The sequence below is a fragment of the Halarcobacter mediterraneus genome (assembly GCF_004116625.1).
In the GTDB taxonomy this organism is placed as follows: Bacteria; Campylobacterota; Campylobacteria; order Campylobacterales; family Arcobacteraceae; genus Halarcobacter; species Halarcobacter mediterraneus.
On sequence record NZ_NXIE01000001.1, the window covers coordinates 162431 to 180642 of the forward strand.

Consider the following 18212-nt stretch of genomic DNA (forward strand, 5'->3'; position numbering starts at 1 on the left):
AAAAATGAAACTAGTTAATTATGCTTTACAAAACCAAATAGAGTATCTAGGGGAAAATAAATCAAATACTAACTTTAAAGAGTATTTACAATCTATTTTAGAAGATACTTCAAAGCCATACTATCAAAGAGCAGATTATATAGGTTTATCTCTAAATGAGATAAAAAGTAAGATTGATTGTCTATCAAGAGATATTAATGAACTGCAAGCACTAAAGAAGAGACTATCTTTATCTTTAGAGATTGCAAAAGAGCAGGTTGCTAATATCTTTATTGCAAATGGCATAGATAGAATAGATGGAAATATAATCTCTTCATTAACGCTGTCAAAAGAATCCTCAAAACAAAAAGACATCATTAAAGTTCTAGATGAAAATAAAGTGATGGGATTAGGGTATGTGAAGTTTTCTGTTGATATGGATGGAATAGAAAAAGCACTAAATACAAAAGAGGGTAAAAAGGAGTTAGCAAACTTAGTTGAACTAACCCCTCTTAGTGTAACAACCCCTTCAAAAGTAAAAGTTAATACCAAAAGAGACAAAACCAATTCGAATAATGAAACCCAAGAGATTCTAATTATAGAAGAACAAGTTGCATAAGGAGTAATCTATGTTTAACGATGAACAAATAAAAACATTAAAAAATGAGTTAGATTCAAATAGAATTAAATCTAGAGAAAAAGGAAATATCAACCTCTCTTATTTAGAGGGGTTTGATGTAATTGAAACAGCTAACAGTATCTTTGGCTTTGGTAATTGGTCTTATAGTGTTTCTAAACTAGAACAGGTATCACAAGAGATAAATACCAATCAAAACTATGTAGTATGTTATAAAGCAGTTCTAAAAGTATTGGTAAACAATCTTAATCATACCCAAGAGATAAGCAGAGAAGATGTAGGCTTTGGAAATGGAATTGCTAAAACATTAGCTGATTCACATGAAAGTGGAGCAAAAGAAGCTATTACAGATGCATTAAAAAGATGTTTAAGAAGCTTTGGTAATCAGTTTGGTAATTCTCTTTATGACAAGACTAGAAAACATAATAATGTTAATTTAGAGAATAAGGCTACATCTAAAACTAATCAAAGTCCTTCTTCTCAAAACAACTATCAACATCCATCCTCTAATCAATTCTCCAATTCTAACCAAGGCTTTAATCAGTTTGAGTATCAATCACTATATAACTTAGGGTTAAATATTGTTGAACAAAACGGATACTTGCTTGTAACTGGTGATGATATATTCTCCAAAAAAGATTCTATTAAAGCTTGTGGGTTTAGATGGGATGGTAAAACAAAACAGTGGTATAAGGTCTTAGAGCAGGGAGCTGCATAATGGATACAGATACAAATGAACTAATACCTAAAGAGCTTTTAGAAACTATCCCTAATTTGTATGAAACTGAAAGAACATTAAATCCTATTTGTCATGTAAAACTATTTACACCTTTTAGTCAATGGACTTGGTATATTATAGAAATATCTAAAGATGATTTAGATACTTGTTATGGTTATGTTCAAGGATTAGATAGTGAACTTGGATATTTTTCATTAAAAGAGTTAGCATCTATCAAAGGAGTATTTGGTTTAGGTGTTGAAAGGGATATTTGTTTTTTAGCTATACCTTTGTCTAGAGTAAAGGAGAAGTAGTGTGTTCTATATATGAAGATTTAATTCCTAAAAAAGTTTTATTCTCTTTAAAAGAGATTGAACAAATGGGAATTATAAAAACTAGTATGAGTAAAAAATTGATACTTCAAAGAAAACTAGAGATAGTTAAAATAGGAAATAAAAATCATATATCAAGAATAGAACTTATTAGATATCTTGATGAAAATACAATATCTTTAAACTCAATTGAATTTTCTCAAAATAAAAATATTGCCTAAGGCTACATTTGTAGCTTTAGGTAGTAATCTTCTTTGAAACTATTTTTTTTAGTTCCTAACTTTGTACATTGAGAGTAAGTATAAATACCTATGTATGGTCTATTTTTATTTTTGTATACAAAGGTAATACTAGGGATATGTGTTATTTAATAATTTAGGTTTTTAATATTATATATAAACACTATATTAGATACTACAAATAATATATAGACTATTAATACTAACAACATAACATTAAGCTATTATCAAACTATAACAACAAATAACAATCTAACCAATAACATAACCTAGAACTATTAGCATCATCTCTTAGCTAGCAAGTCCTAACTTGCTAAGTGTAGGAAGATACCTCTATTGTCTAAGATCTATTAACTAGTAAATATTTTTGTATACAAGATTCCTTTAACTGAATAAATATTAAAGGATAAAAAATGAAAATAACAAAAAGAAGTAAAAAAAGAATTGCAAGTACGAAAGAGTACATTGATGCACTACAAGAAAAACATTCTAAGTTATGTGTTGTAAGATTAGACATGGGTTATAAAAAACCTTATAGTGAAGAAATGAGTTTTAAAGAGGTACATAAGGACATTAATAGAAACCTGAACAATAGAAGAAATAACCAATCTATCTATGAACATAATGTTGGTTATATCTTAAAAAAAGAGTACACAGAAGATAAAGGTATTCATATTCATGGTATCTTTATATTTGATGGTCAGAAGGTTCAAAAAGATGTACATAAAGCAGACCAAATAGGAAAGTACTGGGAAGAGCAAATAACAAAGGGTAAAGGTACTTACTATAACTGTAATAAAAATAGTTACCCAGAGCATGGTATAGGTATGATTGATTATAGTGATAAAGAAAAAAGAGAGAATCTTGATAAAGCCATATCTTATTTATGTAAAGATGAACAGCATATAAATGAAGACTTAGATAAGAATTTTAGATCAATAGTAAGAGGTGCAAAGCCTAAGAAAAAGACTAATGCAGGTAGACCAAGAAGTAATAAGTTTTAAGCTAATAAAAAAGAATTAGAAGATAACATAACAAAAAAAGATATAACATCAAAGCAAGGAGTTAAATGCACTTAGAATATAAAGAAGTTGAAGGCTTTGAGTTTGTTAAAATAGGACAAGCAGTTATGAGTGATACTCCTATTGTAGCTAAAGGAACTAGTGGTAATTATAAATTAACCTTTGAGTCATTTCATTTAGATTTTTTAACAGCAGAACAATCTACTTACTTGGTATATGAAGATGAAGATTTAATTTATGTTGGATACTATTCTGGAAGCTTTAAAGATAGATGGCTAAGAAAACAAAATGATATCTACTATTTTTGGCATAGTGATAATATAGACGATTACTGTAACAAAGTTCTACTAGAAAATGGCAGTAATATTACAATATGGCTAAGTGTTGACCCTTATGCAAAAACACATAATGATGTTGATGTAAATATTAGTAAATACCTAGAAGATAAAATTATTATGACTAAAAAACCTAAACTTAATAAAGTAGCTATAAGTTTAGAGGAGAACAAGAAGAATACTTTACCAGTAAAAGAAATATTAAGAGCAATTAAGTAAATGACTATACTACATACAACAGACTTACACTTTAACAAACATTGGTTTGAATGGATATCTAAACAACAAGATAAATATGATGTGTTTTGTATTACAGGTGATTTTTTAGAAGATTCTAAAGATGAGACTCTATTAGAGCAAATAGAGTGGATTAGTAATTGGATGAAAAGTTTTACTAAACCTCTTTTCATATGTAGTGGTAATCATGATATTGAAGAGCTTGAGAATGAAGAGTGGTTTTTAAAAGTTAATAACATATATAGCGATAATAGTATTAAAACAATTAATGGATTTAAATTTGGATCTATTCCTTATATAGCTGCTGAGTTTTATGAGTATGATGAATGTGATGTGATACTTTATCATTTACCACCATCAAATACCAAAACTTCAATCCATAAAAAAACAAATGAAGATTGGGGAGATAAAGAGTTTTATAGAAATATAAAAAAAGGTATTTTATCTCCTAAGATTGTATTGTGTGGTCATATGCATTATCCAACAGATGTAAGAGATAAAATCAATAATACAACTATATATAATCCAGGTGTAGATGTGTCAAAGAAAGTGCCTAAGCATAACATTATCAAAATCTAAAATAGTTTTAACAAGAGAGTTAATAATAAAAGATAAAGTGAAATAAAAATCATAAGTCTAAGAATCATTAAAAAACCTCTAAAGTAATTAATCCTTAGAGGTTTATTTTTACCATTCAGTCCCACAATCTCTACACATATATCCACCATCCCAATCAATAATGTCATCAGTTGAACCACAATTTGGACACTTTCGATCACGAGCAACAATAAATACATATGATGTAAAATCTATTTTCATAACAAATCCTTTATTTTTTTATTCGCTATAGCAAATATGATAAAAATTCTAACCATATTAAACTTAAATTCTAATTCGCTATAGGAAAGTATATGTTAGAGTTTTTAGATATTGATGATAAGGATGTTAAGGAGTTTCACAAAAGAATTGTTGAAAATGTAAAAAGAATAAGAACAGCTAAAAAAGTTACTCAGGCAGATCTTGCACAAACAATTGGTCATAAGTCAGTGAGCACTATAGGACAAATAGAATCTTATTATAAGAACAAGCATTATAATATTGAACAACTTTATAAAATATCTATTGCATTAGAAGTAGATATCTGTGAATTTTTTAAATAATTCAAATTAATTATATTTTAAATATAGAGTAACTTTTAATTGGTAGTATAAGTTATCTTCCCGTGATTTATGATTTTTATTCTCTAAGCCTACAAAAAAAGGTTTTGATTTTTTATCACAATTACAATCATCTCCTAAAAGTTTTGCTATACCGTAACCTGTTGCTGCTAATGCAACACCACCTAAAATAAATGGAAACATCTTATACCTCCAAAGTATTAATTTTAAAAAATATGACATAGACTTTGGAAAGGTTGTATCGTTTTATGATTTATTGTTTTGACTTTTTTTAAATTATAATATTTGTATATTCTAATTAAATTGACTATTAATACAAAAGCTTTTGATTAATTCCAAATATTAATAAAGTAAATTATCTATCTCATTTTGAGTTAAAAACTCTTTTGAAGTCAAAAAATTACCCTCTTCATCATAAAGTTGGCATGATTTCTTTTGAGATGTATCAACATCTTCAAATGCTTTTTCAACTAAAGATTCAATCTCCTCTTGTGTCAAGTACATTTGTTCCATTGTCATTTCTTATAATAGTATTTAAAACTTCTATCAATGGGATATTTTTTTATTATTTCTATCATCTCTTCAATACTAAATTCTCTAAACCCTAGTTCTTCTTTTTTTTCATCATCAAGTTTTTTAAAGATTACAGACATATTTGCTCCAACTTTTCGTACATAAAGTTCTCTAGCTGGTGAATCTATTTTTTTTAAATATTGTTGAGCTTCTAATTCAGTATCAAAAAGTTCACATAAGCAACTATTAGATACATCATATGTAAGATAAAACCCCTCTTTTTTGTCATAAACTCCAAACTTTGTAAGTATCATTCGTGTATCAAAGCAGTTATCTTCGTCTAAATTATTTTCATCTATAAAATCATAAAGTTGTTCGTAAGTATGAACTTCTCCCACTTTTGATTCTAAAAACATTTTTATATTTTGTATACCAAGTTTTAAATATAGTTGTTTAAAGTCTTTAAATTCAAACTCAATTGTATAATTTAAATCTTTATTGATATTATCGTATAAAACTTCCATAAATTTTCTTTTAACACAATTTGGTATCTCTTTTACATATGTATCGAAAATCGGTTTTTGCTCTATAATACTTAATTGTTCTTTTAATGTATAGTTTTTTAAACCAAGTTGTTTTTTTCTCTCATCAGAAAGTTTTTTCAAAAGTATAAACACTTTTTTTATTACTTTTTCTTGAACAGCGTCTCTATCATAGTCATGAATACTATACAAACGCTTAGATGCTTCCCTAGAAGTATCGAATTCTTCTCCATGAACCTTATGTTTAACAACATCAATTGAATCAAACCAGTATTCACCAGAAACTAATTTATGCGTCTTTATATACTCCAAGCCATCAGTTTCTTGCTGAAATTCTCCTAGCTTTGACTCTATATACATATGTGAATTTTGAATATCCCATTCATCATAAAGCCTAAGAAAACTGTCAAGTGTAAAATAATCAAGTATTTTGTTCCCATATGTTTTTGCCAAAGAATCTAAAAAATTTTCTTTTATCGTTTTAGATAAAGACTCTTCCATTTTATTTCCTTATAATATATTTATATATTTTTCTAGCTTTTCTAAATATTTTATTAAAAAAACATCAACAAAATAACAATTTAAGTTTATTTATATAATTTTGATTTTTTTTATAATATTCTTTTTGTTTTTTATATATTTGGAATAAAATTGAGTAAAAAAAAGTATCTTTATTTTTTTCAATATCAAACAAATATATATTATTTCCTGATTTAGTTTTTCCTACTTTATTAAAACCATATTTTTCTAATTTATTTTTAAAGTGACTTCTTCCATTTGTATCTTTATATTCTACTGTAAAAACTTTTTTTACATTATGTTCAACCATAAGACTTATTATCTTATCGCCTAAAGATGCAATAAAGTATTTAATTAATCTTTTATTATAATATTTAGAATTAACATCAATAACAAGAGAACCAACATGTAGAATTATTTCATCATTTATATTATGATCAATAATATCTTCTAACTCAAAATCATTTTCGTCAATTATGCTATTTCTTAATTTTTCATATGTATAATTTAAAACTACTTCAACATGAATAAATCCTAATATATTTTCATTTTCTTTTAAAATAGACCAAAATTTTGGTGATTTATTATAAATATCCTTGAGAGATTGAAAAGATAAAGTTTGATTATTTTGTTTGTTATCAAAATAAGATTTTTTTGCTAGTAAATCTATTTGTCTAAGTTCAATATCTGGAATAATATAATTTTCATCATAATAAGGATAAGAAATAGAACTTATACTTTTCAGAAAAGCATTTTCTTTACTATATAGTTTCATATGTAAACATATTATTTTCTCATAAAAAATTGATATCAATATATCACTAGAAATTATTAAAATAAGAATATATATATTTTTAAAAATAATTATACTTAAAAAGTATAAAATAGAATAAATAAGAAAAAGTTTTATAGCCAAAACTTCTTTTTCTTGTTTATTGATTTCCCATAATAAATTCAAAAACTTTGTTAAAAATAAGTATAAAGCTATGAAAAAAATTGGATTAGGGTATTTATTATAATCCAAAATAACTATAACAGATAAATACAATAAGATAATGATGATAAAATCAATAATAGTATGTGTAATTGTATAATCTTTTTTAGTGTATTCATTATCTGTATATAAGTAATCCATTACATAAGAGATTAATATTAATAAAAAGAGTACATACCTTTCAATATTATTTATCATATATATATAATCAAACTTATCAAGAACATTGTATATAACTGAACCTAAAAAGGATGGATATACTAAACCTATAATAAATTTGTGTTGTAAATTTTCTTTTTCCTCAAAACTCACTTTAAATTCTACCTTATTCTATTGATTTGCTTTGCTAGAGACTTAGTTGATAAATACTCATTTCCTTTGGTGTTAAAAAACATAAATTAGGATAGATAAAGTGGTTTTCCCACACCCACAATTAATGAGTAAATTTAACATCTGATAATGGAATTTCTGTTAGAAGTCCTAGTTTCATTTAGTCTCTTTATATAAAATTTCTATGTTAAAAATTCATAGTTAATTCTTTAAGGTTACCTCTTTTTATAATCTCTAATTTGATTAATAATTCAAATTTATCGAAATCTTGTTTTTCTACAATTTCATCTAGTTTTGATAACTGAAGATTGTTTTTTTCTATTAATAATGCTGCATCTTGTTTTTCAAAACTTCTTGGATATTGTATTAAAAGTACTTTTATACATTTTAAACTATTATGTTCAATAGCTTTTTTAATAATCTCTTTTATTTCAATTTTTTCATCTGATTCTAGATGCTTATGAAGTGCATCTTCTTTATCATCTTTAATTATTATATTAATATCAAAATGTAGACCATTATTAAGATTTTTTATGTCACTTTTTATAATATTTGAACTATTATCTTCATGACTTAAGAGATCAATATTTTTAAATTTTTTTTGGTTTATTTTAATTAAAATATTAAAAATTGAATTGATTTGTTTATTGAAATTTGAACCAAAAGAATAAGAAGTATAGCTTAAAGTTTCGCTAATTATTAAATCATATATCTTATTGGATTCCATACCAATATCAATAAGATTATTTATATAAGTTACTAATCTATCACTTTCTACAAATAATGCCTTTTTCAAATAAAATATCAATATAGTTGAATAGGTTTTTAATAATTCATTTTCACTTTCAGGTTCTATAGCTTTTACAAAATTAAAAAAAACTTCTTCTGTTTTACTTATGTAATCATTATTTACTCCAAGTCCATCAAGCTTTTTATATAACTCCATATACTTTAAAATAAATTTATTCTTATTTTTCTGTGATAAACTATTAAATTTTGTAGAATTTAAAAAATGAGAATAGTGATTATTTACAATCTCAAAATTTGTTACACTACTAACTTTTATATTTAAATTATTTAAAAATTGAATGTATATGTTAAAAGATACTCTTTCATCAATAATAAAATCATGAAGAAAAAAATCTGAATAAATTTCAATACACTCTTTAATATTTAATATACTTAGATTATTTTTTATTATCTCTTCTAATTCATTGTGTAAAGTATCAATTGTTATTAAAATAGAGTTTGATTTATATTTTTTATATTTTGAAATATAATTTACAAATTCAAGTTCATATTTAAAATTGTTTTTATTAAATATTTGTAGATAATTTTTTAAATCATTTGATAAAGATTTATTATTTGAAATAAAATTAATAAAGTCTAATTTATAATATTCATACAAGTTATCATATAAATTTTTATAATCAAAATTATACTTTATTTCAAATATGGGATAAATATTATGCCTTAAATTATGAAAGCTAATAATAACTTCAATAACTAATTGTATTTCATTTATCTCCTTAAGTTTTTTATTTTGAAAATATTTAAAAAAGTAGTTTATTGCTTGTTCATAATTTTTAATTTCAATAAATTTTAGTATTGCATTAAGTGCAATAAATTCATATATTTCATGCTCTAAATATATTTTTTTTACAATTGAACAAAAAGGACACCTCTCTTTACTAGAAAGTTCCTTTACCTCTCTTAATGTAAAATCTTGAGGATAAAACATTGTTTTATAGATTAAAATATCTCGATATAAACTTTTGTCTTCATAGTATGTGTTTTTATACATCTTTTTTAATTCGTTGTATTTAAAATATGTACTTCTTGAAGCACTTAATTCCCCCTCTTTATTAAGTCTAACTTGTTTTTCTAAATTTGATTCAGAATTAGTTTCATCTCTTCTTTCTTTACTATATAATTTTTCTTTTAAAGTAATAAAGTTTTGAGATATATGGTTAAATTTTTCATCAAACATTTTTTGCTTTAGTATATTTTCAAGTTTTTGCATTAAATTTATAGTATTACTGTCTCTATATTTATATCCCAATTTATCAATTAACTTATTATATATTGTAGCAATAAGGATATCATCTAGTTTTTTTTCCTCATATATGGGGATAGCTTTTTCTTGATAGCCAAATTTTTCAACATAATTTATGTATATATCATCATAGCCATTATGATTTAATATACAATATTCAATAATAGAATAGGTTAATTTTTTAAAATCATTAGGAGGTAAAGTAACTTTAGAAAAAGTAATTTGATCAACTGTTTCACAATTTTCTAATAAATCATCCATTTTATTAACAATATCAATCATAAAAGTTTTAAAAGCTTCAAGTTTTGAAAACTCTGAAATATTCTCAAATATAAATTCTAATAAATTTAAGGATTGATATATTTGTTTATTTTTTTGAAATAGAAATAATAGGTTTTTAAGATGTTCTATGAATTCATCATCAAATTCTTTTTGTTTAAATTTAATATTTAAAATTTCATTTTCTCTTATAATTTCATCATTAATATTAGATATTGACATAATATTTTACAGACCTTTTTTAATATTTAAATTTTTCGAGAATAGATTTTATTTTCATTTTATTTTTTGTTTTACTAACAGCTAATATCTGATTAGAAATCTTTAAAAATAAATAATATTATATGTAATACTCTTTAAAAAATAATGAAATGTTTTATGGAAATATACTTTTTTTTACATTTATTAAAAATACTTAAACGATTTTGATTTAAGGTTAGACTATTTTAATTACAACCAAATGGGCAGTTGATAATAGACTTTATGAGAAAAAAACAGTAGTATATGTCGATTTTTAAGGCTCTATTGCTTTTAAATAGAAAAATTTATAAAAATATTGTTTTTTTCTAAAAAACGACACAACCTTTCCATTACTAGTGTTAAACTTCTTTTATAAAACAAAAAGGAGTGACCAATGCTACCAGTATTTATTATAGGTGGAGTTGCATTAGCTGCAACTGGCTTTGGATTAAGAAAGTATGTCCAAGAGAATGATAAACAAGAGCTATTAGAAGATGCTTATATTGGTTTTACAAATTGGGGAGATAATCTTGGAAGAAAAATAGCTGATTTTGGAGATAGCTTTTTTGAGAATAAAGATGAAGAAGAACCCAAAGATAGTATTGAAAAGTTTGATGAACTAAGTTCTATTTTTTTTGAGCATTTAATACCAATGTTTCTAGAAACTTATGGAAGTTTTAAGAATCTTCCAGAATTAGAAATGAAGCAGTTTTATACTTTAGAATCAGAGGCAAATTATAATCTATTTAAAATAACAGATAAATCCAAAATCGAATTGGATTCTTGTGTTAGTAAATTTGCAAAGGGTATTTATGCTGTAAAAGTAGAATTAGAAGAAATAAAACTATTATGTAATGGTAATAATAATTTTAAAACTCTTTCTAAATCTACTAAGAAAAAGATTAAAAATACACATTTACTAATGATTAGACTTATAAAGATTTATAATCATGATATCATTGATGAAGATGGTCAGTTATTAGAACAATATATAAGAGAACTAGATGAGATTAAAATTATCGCAGATAAGATTATTTAGTTTTTAAGAAATCACAAAGGTCAATTTCGAGAATTTGTGAGATTTTCAGAAGTTGTTCAAGATTAAAATGTTTGCTTTTATAGTATATCTCAGCACCTGATACTACAGAGACTGATTTATATCCCATTTTTAAAGATAAATCAAGTTGAGATAACTTTTTTTCTTTTCGATATTTGGCAACATTTTTACCAATAGTTTTATAAAGCTGTTCAGGAGTGATATCTTGCATATTAATACAACCTACTATAAGAGATAATGGTAGAAGTTTATCTTATATGTATAGATAACTCAATCAGTAAATATACAATGTATTATACGAAGGACTTAAATGAAAGATTAAGTTTAATGCCTATAGAGAAAAAAGGCAAATATTATAGTTTAGAAGGTTATGCCCTGGGTAAATTAGGTTTTAATGATATAAAGAACTTTGCAACACTAAGTGGTATAAAGTCTTTATATCCTGATTTAACTAATGAGTTTATTACTGATATTTTAAACTCAAAACTAAATAATGCATATCTTATAAAAAACCAAGGTTTTGAAGATATTAGTAATAGGAAACAAGACTTTGAAGATTTAAGTGGAGCTATTCTTAGGAATAGCCCAGTAAATTTTATTTACTATAAAAAACAAAGAAAAGTAAATCCATATAAACTTATCAATAATAATGGTATTTGGTATCTTCTGGCAGATGAAAATGATAAACTAAAAACATTTACTTTTTCAAAAATTACTAAATTTAGGTGGGAAGATGAGAATAAAAAATTCTCTCCTAAAAAAGATTTTTTAAAAGAGCTTGAACAAAATAAAAGTAATTGGTATACCGATAAAATTGAAGTTATTCTACAAGTAGACAATGAAGCAAAAGAATATTTTAATAGAAAAGAGATATTCCCAAATCAAAAGATACTTGATAAGAATGATGAATATTTGACTATTTCTACAAAAGTATCTTATGATGATGAAGTATTAAAAGTTGTTAAGTATTGGATACCTTATATTAAGATTGTTGAGCCAGTATATTTGAAAGAGAAGTTAGCTAAATTATTAAAAACTTATATATCTTAGTCAATCTCCATGTATAGGAGTATATTACTTATTATTAAATACAATTTAGATAAAATAATTAAAAACAATATTATAGGACTATTTATTTAATGGCAAAAGCAAAAGCAGTAAAAAAACAAAAGAGTATGGAAGAGACGCTGTGGGACAGTGCAAATAAGTTAAGAGGAACAGTTGAGTCAAGCGAATATAAGCATATAGTTTTAGGACTGATTTTCTTAAAGTTTGTAAGTGATACATTTGAAGAAAGAAAAGAGCAATTAATATCAGAGGGTAAAGAAGCATTTTTAGACATGGTAGAATTTTATACTATGGAAAATGTTTTTTATCTTCCTAAAAACTCACGTTGGTCATACATAAAACAAAATGCAAAACAAGATGATATAGCTCTTAAAATAGATACTGCTTTATCAACTATTGAAAAAAACAATCCATCTTTAAAAGGTGCATTACCTGATAACTACTTTTCAAGACTAGGGCTTGATGTAAGTAAGTTAGCTGCTTTAATAGATACTATCAATAACATCAACACTATAGAAGATAAAGGGCATGATATAGTAGGTCGTGTTTATGAATACTTCTTAAGTAATTTTGCCATAGCTGAAGGTAAAGGTAAAGGGGAGTTTTATACTCCTAAATCAATAGTAAATCTAATAGCAAATATGATTGAACCATACAAAGGTAAAATCTACGACCCTGCTTGTGGTTCAGGTGGTATGTTTGTTCAATCTATAAAGTTTATAGAAGCTCATAAAGGAAATAAAAAAGATATTTCTATCTATGGACAAGAATATACAGCAACTACATATAAACTAGCAAAGATGAACTTAGCTATTAGAGGAATATCTGCAAACCTTGGAGATGTACCAGCTGATACATTTGCAAAAGACCAACACAAAGATTTAAAAGCTGATTTTATCATGGCTAATCCTCCGTTTAATCAAAAAGATTGGAGAGGAACAAATGAACTACTAGATGACCCAAGATGGTCAGGATATGAAGTACCTCCAACATCAAATGCAAACTATGGTTGGATACTAAATATGGTTTCAAAACTATCTCAAAATGGTGTTGCAGGTTTTGTCCTTGCAAATGGTGCATTAAGTGGTGGTGGAGATGAATATGAGATAAGAAAACAGCTTATTGAAAATGATTTGGTAGAATCTATTGTTATCTTACCTAGAAACCTTTTCTATACAACGGATATTAGTGTTACTCTATGGATTTTAAATGCAAATAAAAAGAAAAGAGAGTTTGAACAAAATGGAGTAAATAAAATTCATAGAGATAGAACAAATGAAATCTTATTTATGGATTTAAGACAAAAGGGTGTTCCTTTTGAAAAGAAATTTACACAGTTTGATGAAGAAACAATAAATGAAATATCTACTACTTATCATACTTGGCAAAGTGATAAAGATTCTTATGAAAATATAGCTGAATACTGTTATAGTGCTTCAAAAGATGAAGTAGAGAAAAAAGATTATTCCCTAGTACCTAGCAAATATATTGAGTTTGTAAATAGAGATGAAAATATTGACTTTGATACAAAAATGACAAATCTTCAAAGTGAATTTATGCAACTTCTAAAAAATGAAGAACAATCAAAACAAGAACTATTAACAGTATTTAAAGAGTTGGGTTATGAAATCAAACTATAAAAAGCTTGGTCAATATATTCAACAAGTAAGTATTAAAAATACTGATTTAAAAGTTGACAATCTTCTTGGTGTAAGTATAACTAAGCAATTTATCCCTTCTATTGCAAATACTATTGGTACTGATATGTCAAAGTATAAAGTAGTAAAAAAAGGTCAGTTTACTTATGGTTCTATTACTTCTAGAAATGGAGATAAAATATCTATAGCTTTACTTGAAGATGATGAAGCTATTGTTTCTACATCATATACAGTATTTGAGATTATAGATACAAATGAACTAATTCCAGAATATCTTATGATGTGGTTTAGAAGACCAGAGTTTGATAGATATGCAAGATATATGTCTCATGGTAGTACAAGAGAAGCATTTGGATGGGAAGAGATGTGTGATGTAGAATTACCAGTTCCATCACCTGAAAAACAAAAAGAAATAGTAAAAGAGTATCACACTATCGTGAAGCGAATTAAACTAAATGAGACACTAAATCAAAAACTAGAAGATACAGCACAAAGTATCTATAAAGAGTGGTTTGTAAATTTTGAGTTTCCAGATGAAAATGGTAAGCCATATAAATCAAATGGTGGTGAGATGGAATACTCGGATGAATTGGATATGGAGACGCCTGAAGGGTGGATTTCATTAAGTCTTGAAGAAGTATGTACTTTAATTACTAAAGGTACAACACCACAAAATATGTTTAATAAAAAATTTGATTCTAGTGTAAATTATTTAAAAGCAGAATGTATAAATATGTTTCATGGAATAGATGAAAAAAGACTTTCATTTATCGAAGAAGATACGCATTTAAAAGAACTAAAAAGGTCAATACTAAAAGAAGATGATTTATTGTTTTCAATTGCAGGCACATTAGGTAAATTTTCAAAAGTATATAAGAAAATCTTACCTGCAAATATAAATCAAGCAATAGCAATTATACGAGTGAATCAAGATAAAATTAGTTTAAATTATATTGAAGGATTATTTTTAAGTGGTTGGCATACTGAATTTTACAGAGATAATGTTCAACAAGCTGTACAAGAAAATTTAAGTTTAACTACAATTAAGGCATTACCAATTTTAATACCATGTAATTCTGTTTTGGAAAAAATAAATCTTGTAATGAAATCTATTCTGAAAACTTTTGAACAAACAAATAAAGAAAATGAAATGTTGATTGAATTAAAAGATGTTTTACTTTCAAAAATGGCAACGATAGATGGGTAAGGAGTAGATAATGAATGATAATTTTAGAAAAATTAATTTATACATATTGTCACTAGGGCTTTTATTTGCATTTTTCATTATTATTACTATTAAGTTTCCTAATGATTGTTTCAATATTAAAGATTTAGAGGACTGGAAAGATATTTTATTATCAAATGTTATCCCAATTATTTGTTTAATAATGCTTTTTTACAGTTTCTTTGCTTATAAGAAATTTGAATTTGATTTAAAAGGAACAACAGATATTCCTTTTACCGTGACAAAAGTTGAAAGTATAAACTATGAACATTTAACATTTTTAGCAACATATATTATTCCATTAATAAGTTTTGATTTTGAAAGTGTTCGTCAAATGATTGTTTTAGGTTTATTACTTGTTGTAATGGGTGTGATATATATTAAGACTGATTTATTCTATGCAAATCCATCATTGGCATTATTGGGATTTTATATATATAAAGCCAATGGCTCTTTTAAAAATGGAATTAGAGATGATATTGTTATTATAAGTCGTGAAAAATTTATTGTTGGACAGAAAGTTTCATATATAAAACTTGATGACAGAATTTATTATGCTAAAGGAGTAAATTAGTGAATATAGAAGAATTAAAAAATGAAATTGAATTTTTTAATGATAATACGGATGAAATAGGTGTTTCAATTTATGCTGTCTTAAAAAATGAATTAAATCCTGTTAAGCTAGACATAGAAAGTGAAGCTTTAAATGGTCTAAAAACATTATTTTTAGATAGTCTAAATGAAACTATTATTAATAATGATGAACTTTCTGTTTTAAATTTATCTTCATCTGATGATAGAGTAAATGCAATTTACCAGTATGATGTTGATATTCCAGATGAATTATCTTGTATTAATAGTGTAATAACTACTGATAATTTACCTTTGATGAATATTTCTGATACAAGTTTATTAGATGTTCAATCTCTACTAATTGAAATTGGTAATGATGAGAAACAAATGGTTTTATATAAAACTATGGCTTCTATTAATATTTATGGTCGAACTAATTTCTTTTTGAAAAAGAGTAAAACAAGACTTACTAAAATTGATGATGAATTTTTAAGAGTAAGTTCAAACTTCCAATTAATGAGAGTTAATAATGAGTTATTTGTAATTGATTTAAAAAGTTTAGAAAAAAATTTTGGATTTCATGAGGTTATTAAAAAAGAAGCAACTCTTGGAGTAACTGCTATTGAAAATATATTACTAGTAGAAAATACGGAAGTTTTACATGAACTTATTGAAGATGTAAAATATGCAAGAAAATTTACAAAAGTAGCTAAATCATCTCCTGTATTAAAAGCTAAAATTCCAAATCAAAATATAATAAATTTTTGTAAAGCTTTCCCTAGATTAGTTGGAAAGATTAGATTTAATCAAAGTGAAGATAAAATCCTACTAGATACTAAAGTTTCTAAAGATTTATTTATCAAAGTATTAATGGATGACTTTTTAACATCAGAACTTACTAAATTCCATTATGAAAGTGTTGCTAAAGATGGGTTAGATGAAGATAGTAGTGATGAAGTAGAAGAAAGTTAATTATAAAAATAATTATAGAGGATAAATTTTGGGAAAAATGATAAAAGCATCAGTATTTGATATTGAAATTTCTGATAGAAGTCTTTTTTTATCAGAAAAAACATTAGAAGATATCTTAAAAGAATTATCTTCTAAACTTGATGACAATGACTCAAGTAATACGAGAGTACTTGATATAAATGCAAATGATAAAGAAACTTCAATTTGGTTTGATTCATTCGATGATATAACAAGTTTTTCTCAAGAAGAAATATTTAATAATACAGTTTGCTTTTTACTAGCTAAGGATATGAATTATCAGTTTGTAGAAAATAAAGAAGAAAAGAAGATTGAAAATTCTGCCCATAATGAAAAAATAAAACCAAAAATTCCTGCACATTGTATTTTTATAAAAGATAAAAATATTTTGCTAATGGAAGAAACTTCTGAAACTCCTACTATTTCAACTCTAAAAAGAGGGATAATCAATAATTTATCTCTTAAGAATAATGATTTAATCTATAAAGCAAAATATAGAGAAAATATAATAGAACGATTAAATTTATTTGTGGATAACATAAAAACAATAGAGATGATAGATTTAGATATAGAACAATATTTAAAAGAATCAGAAGACACAGATGGTTATATGCAAAACTTTTTACATAATCCTAATACAAAATTGACAGCAAAATTACAAGTTGAATCAAATGATTGGCAATCTAAAGTAGTTAATTTCTTTACAGATACTTTTAATAATAGGGCATCAAAGGAAGTAAAAAATATTAAAATTACATATAAAGATGAAAAACAAAATGATGATATTATTTCACTTTATGAGAATTTAGTTTATTTGAAAATAGAAAAAGATATGTATATAGAAGATATTTCAGGATTAGAAGGACTTGATAGATTAAAATATTCTAAAGAGGTATATAAGACTATGATTGAGGCATACAATGAAATTAATAATTAAATATATTATTATATTTATGTTGATTTTATCAGGTCTCTTTTTTGATAATATAATCAATATATATAAAGATATTATCCTGAATACCAATATAGTAGTTTTATTAGTCACTTTAATTGCTGGTCTATTTGGTTTTATAGTTGCAGTTATACCTTTTGCAATACAACTGTTTAATCAAGATAATTCAGATAAAAAAAATAGTTTTCTTAATAAGTTAATGACAAAAAAGAAATTTGATTTTTTTGTAAAACCTATGTTTAATAGGTTTATAAAAATGTTATATGTTATGTTTATTTTATTTCTATATACATTTTTATTAAATATATTACAAACTATAGATTTTAAGGGCATAACTTTTATTTTTAAAGAGATTTATGAAATACCTTTATATAAATATGGGATTGTATTTTTATTTTATTTATATGTAGTATTGATTATTCAGTTTTTTACAATGTTAAGAAATATTATAAGAGATTTACAAACATTAGTATTTAACTTTTTTAAAGTAAAAGAAGAAGAATTTAAATATATGGAAAATAAATAATGACAAATACTAT

General features: G+C 24.9%; 23 protein-coding genes. 16 read left to right on the forward strand and 7 right to left on the reverse strand.

Going from position 1 to position 18212, the window contains the following annotated elements; translation table 11 throughout:
- Positions 1-4: 4 nt before the first annotated feature.
- The 7 genes from CP965_RS00835 to CP965_RS00865 all read left to right on the forward strand — a co-directional run bounded on the left by CP965_RS00835 (position 5) and on the right by CP965_RS00865 (position 4078).
- Positions 5-598 carry a siphovirus Gp157 family protein gene (locus CP965_RS00835; protein WP_129060136.1) on the forward strand — a complete coding sequence of 198 codons (594 nt, stop codon included), beginning with the start codon at positions 5-7 and terminating at the stop codon, positions 596-598.
- A 10-nt stretch (positions 599-608) separates the two neighbouring features.
- A complete protein-coding gene (locus tag CP965_RS00840) occupies positions 609-1334 on the forward strand; it encodes a Rad52/Rad22 family DNA repair protein (RefSeq protein ID WP_129060137.1) in 726 nt (241 codons plus the stop codon).
- Complete coding sequence (locus CP965_RS00845; RefSeq protein WP_129060138.1) at positions 1334-1648, forward strand: DUF2958 domain-containing protein; 315 nt, start codon at positions 1334-1336, stop codon at positions 1646-1648. Before CP965_RS00840 ends, CP965_RS00845 begins: the two co-directional genes overlap by 1 nt.
- On the forward strand, positions 1648-1887 hold the full coding sequence (locus tag CP965_RS00850; RefSeq protein ID WP_129060139.1) for a DNA-binding protein: 240 nt from the start codon (positions 1648-1650) through the stop codon (positions 1885-1887). Before CP965_RS00845 ends, CP965_RS00850 begins: the two co-directional genes overlap by 1 nt.
- 431 nt (positions 1888-2318) lie before the next feature.
- Complete coding sequence (locus tag CP965_RS00855) at positions 2319-2909, forward strand: YagK/YfjJ domain-containing protein (RefSeq protein ID WP_129060140.1); 591 nt, start codon at positions 2319-2321, stop codon at positions 2907-2909.
- A 65-nt stretch (positions 2910-2974) separates the two neighbouring features.
- Positions 2975-3481 (forward strand): hypothetical protein, encoded by a 507-nt coding sequence (locus tag CP965_RS00860; protein WP_129060141.1) that lies wholly within the window; start codon positions 2975-2977, stop codon positions 3479-3481.
- Positions 3482-4078, forward strand: coding sequence for a metallophosphoesterase family protein (locus CP965_RS00865; RefSeq protein ID WP_129060142.1), 597 nt, complete (start codon positions 3482-3484; stop codon positions 4076-4078).
- Between the two features lie 108 nt (positions 4079-4186).
- Here the strand turns inward: CP965_RS00865 and CP965_RS14395 are convergent, their stop codons facing one another.
- Positions 4187-4318, reverse strand: a complete 132-nt coding sequence (locus tag CP965_RS14395) for a hypothetical protein (RefSeq protein WP_267285271.1) — start codon at positions 4316-4318, stop codon at positions 4187-4189.
- A gap of 92 nt (positions 4319-4410) precedes the next feature.
- Here CP965_RS14395 and CP965_RS00870 point away from each other — a divergent pair, with 92 nt between their 5' ends.
- Entirely contained in the window at positions 4411-4659 is a 249-nt protein-coding gene (locus CP965_RS00870) for a helix-turn-helix domain-containing protein (protein WP_129060143.1), read from the forward strand.
- A gap of 6 nt (positions 4660-4665) precedes the next feature.
- Here the strand turns inward: CP965_RS00870 and CP965_RS00875 are convergent, their stop codons facing one another.
- From CP965_RS00875 to CP965_RS00890, 5 genes are all read right to left on the reverse strand, one after another.
- A complete protein-coding gene (locus CP965_RS00875; protein ID WP_129060144.1) occupies positions 4666-4860 on the reverse strand; it encodes a hypothetical protein in 195 nt (64 codons plus the stop codon).
- A 159-nt stretch (positions 4861-5019) separates the two neighbouring features.
- Positions 5020-5190: a hypothetical protein gene (locus tag CP965_RS14070; RefSeq protein ID WP_164970972.1), complete on the reverse strand. Its 171-nt coding sequence runs from the start codon at positions 5188-5190 to the stop codon at positions 5020-5022.
- A gap of 2 nt (positions 5191-5192) precedes the next feature.
- Positions 5193-6233 (reverse strand): hypothetical protein, encoded by a 1041-nt coding sequence (locus CP965_RS00880; protein ID WP_129060145.1) that lies wholly within the window; start codon positions 6231-6233, stop codon positions 5193-5195.
- A gap of 64 nt (positions 6234-6297) precedes the next feature.
- Positions 6298-7026, reverse strand: a complete 729-nt coding sequence (locus CP965_RS00885) for a hypothetical protein (protein ID WP_129060146.1) — start codon at positions 7024-7026, stop codon at positions 6298-6300.
- 736 nt (positions 7027-7762) lie between these two features.
- On the reverse strand, positions 7763-10132 hold the full coding sequence (locus CP965_RS00890) for a hypothetical protein (protein WP_129060147.1): 2370 nt from the start codon (positions 10130-10132) through the stop codon (positions 7763-7765).
- A 412-nt stretch (positions 10133-10544) separates the two neighbouring features.
- Between CP965_RS00890 and CP965_RS00895 the strand changes: the two genes are divergently transcribed.
- A complete protein-coding gene (locus tag CP965_RS00895; protein ID WP_129060148.1) occupies positions 10545-11189 on the forward strand; it encodes a hypothetical protein in 645 nt (214 codons plus the stop codon).
- On the opposite strand, the gene CP965_RS00900 is transcribed toward CP965_RS00895, so the two are convergent.
- Positions 11182-11418: a helix-turn-helix domain-containing protein gene (locus CP965_RS00900; protein ID WP_129060149.1), complete on the reverse strand. Its 237-nt coding sequence runs from the start codon at positions 11416-11418 to the stop codon at positions 11182-11184. The genes CP965_RS00895 and CP965_RS00900 overlap by 8 nt on opposite strands.
- A gap of 26 nt (positions 11419-11444) precedes the next feature.
- Between CP965_RS00900 and CP965_RS00905 the strand changes: the two genes are divergently transcribed.
- The 7 genes from CP965_RS00905 (at position 11445) to CP965_RS00935 (ending at position 18199) form a co-directional block, all read left to right on the forward strand.
- Positions 11445-12257, forward strand: a complete 813-nt coding sequence (locus tag CP965_RS00905; protein ID WP_129060150.1) for a WYL domain-containing protein — start codon at positions 11445-11447, stop codon at positions 12255-12257.
- 89 nt (positions 12258-12346) lie between these two features.
- Positions 12347-13915, forward strand: a complete 1569-nt coding sequence (locus tag CP965_RS00910; protein WP_129060151.1) for a type I restriction-modification system subunit M — start codon at positions 12347-12349, stop codon at positions 13913-13915.
- The gene (locus tag CP965_RS00915) at positions 13899-15140 is read left to right on the forward strand and encodes a restriction endonuclease subunit S (RefSeq protein ID WP_129060152.1); all 1242 of its coding nucleotides are present in this window, start codon (positions 13899-13901) and stop codon (positions 15138-15140) included. The genes CP965_RS00910 and CP965_RS00915 overlap by 17 nt, the downstream gene beginning before the upstream one ends.
- A 10-nt stretch (positions 15141-15150) precedes the next feature.
- Positions 15151-15732, forward strand: a complete 582-nt coding sequence (gene kwaA, locus CP965_RS00920; RefSeq protein ID WP_129060153.1) for an anti-phage protein KwaA — start codon at positions 15151-15153, stop codon at positions 15730-15732.
- On the forward strand, positions 15732-16703 hold the full coding sequence (gene kwaB / locus CP965_RS00925; protein WP_129060154.1) for an anti-phage protein KwaB: 972 nt from the start codon (positions 15732-15734) through the stop codon (positions 16701-16703). Before kwaA ends, kwaB begins: the two co-directional genes overlap by 1 nt.
- A 28-nt stretch (positions 16704-16731) precedes the next feature.
- Complete coding sequence (locus tag CP965_RS00930) at positions 16732-17658, forward strand: hypothetical protein (RefSeq protein ID WP_129060155.1); 927 nt, start codon at positions 16732-16734, stop codon at positions 17656-17658.
- Positions 17642-18199 (forward strand): hypothetical protein, encoded by a 558-nt coding sequence (locus CP965_RS00935; RefSeq protein WP_129060156.1) that lies wholly within the window; start codon positions 17642-17644, stop codon positions 18197-18199. The genes CP965_RS00930 and CP965_RS00935 overlap by 17 nt, the downstream gene beginning before the upstream one ends.
- The last annotated feature ends 13 nt before the right edge of the window (positions 18200-18212 follow it).

Bases quoted from the DNA above. Each gene is read 5' to 3' on its own strand.
- CP965_RS00865 (WP_129060142.1), top strand. From the start codon at position 3,482: ATGACTATACTACATACAACAGACTTACACTTTAACAAACATTGGTTT.
- CP965_RS00875 (WP_129060144.1), bottom strand. From the start codon at position 4,860: ATGTTTCCATTTATTTTAGGTGGTGTTGCATTAGCAGCAACAGGTTAC.
- CP965_RS00840 (WP_129060137.1), top strand. From the start codon at position 609: ATGTTTAACGATGAACAAATAAAAACATTAAAAAATGAGTTAGATTCA.
- kwaA (WP_129060153.1), top strand. From the start codon at position 15,151: ATGAATGATAATTTTAGAAAAATTAATTTATACATATTGTCACTAGGG.
- CP965_RS00935 (WP_129060156.1), top strand. From the start codon at position 17,642: ATGAAATTAATAATTAAATATATTATTATATTTATGTTGATTTTATCA.
- CP965_RS00895 (WP_129060148.1), top strand. From the start codon at position 10,545: ATGCTACCAGTATTTATTATAGGTGGAGTTGCATTAGCTGCAACTGGC.
- CP965_RS14070 (WP_164970972.1), bottom strand. From the start codon at position 5,190: ATGGAACAAATGTACTTGACACAAGAGGAGATTGAATCTTTAGTTGAA.
- CP965_RS00880 (WP_129060145.1), bottom strand. From the start codon at position 6,233: ATGGAAGAGTCTTTATCTAAAACGATAAAAGAAAATTTTTTAGATTCT.
- CP965_RS14395 (WP_267285271.1), bottom strand. From the start codon at position 4,318: ATGAAAATAGATTTTACATCATATGTATTTATTGTTGCTCGTGATCGA.
- CP965_RS00835 (WP_129060136.1), top strand. From the start codon at position 5: ATGAAACTAGTTAATTATGCTTTACAAAACCAAATAGAGTATCTAGGG.
- CP965_RS00845 (WP_129060138.1), top strand. From the start codon at position 1,334: ATGGATACAGATACAAATGAACTAATACCTAAAGAGCTTTTAGAAACT.
- CP965_RS00890 (WP_129060147.1), bottom strand. From the start codon at position 10,132: ATGTCAATATCTAATATTAATGATGAAATTATAAGAGAAAATGAAATT.
- CP965_RS00910 (WP_129060151.1), top strand. From the start codon at position 12,347: ATGGCAAAAGCAAAAGCAGTAAAAAAACAAAAGAGTATGGAAGAGACG.
- CP965_RS00915 (WP_129060152.1), top strand. From the start codon at position 13,899: ATGAAATCAAACTATAAAAAGCTTGGTCAATATATTCAACAAGTAAGT.
- CP965_RS00860 (WP_129060141.1), top strand. From the start codon at position 2,975: ATGCACTTAGAATATAAAGAAGTTGAAGGCTTTGAGTTTGTTAAAATA.
- CP965_RS00855 (WP_129060140.1), top strand. From the start codon at position 2,319: ATGAAAATAACAAAAAGAAGTAAAAAAAGAATTGCAAGTACGAAAGAG.
- CP965_RS00900 (WP_129060149.1), bottom strand. From the start codon at position 11,418: ATGCAAGATATCACTCCTGAACAGCTTTATAAAACTATTGGTAAAAAT.
- CP965_RS00885 (WP_129060146.1), bottom strand. From the start codon at position 7,026: ATGAAACTATATAGTAAAGAAAATGCTTTTCTGAAAAGTATAAGTTCT.
- CP965_RS00905 (WP_129060150.1), top strand. From the start codon at position 11,445: ATGGTAGAAGTTTATCTTATATGTATAGATAACTCAATCAGTAAATAT.
- CP965_RS00870 (WP_129060143.1), top strand. From the start codon at position 4,411: ATGTTAGAGTTTTTAGATATTGATGATAAGGATGTTAAGGAGTTTCAC.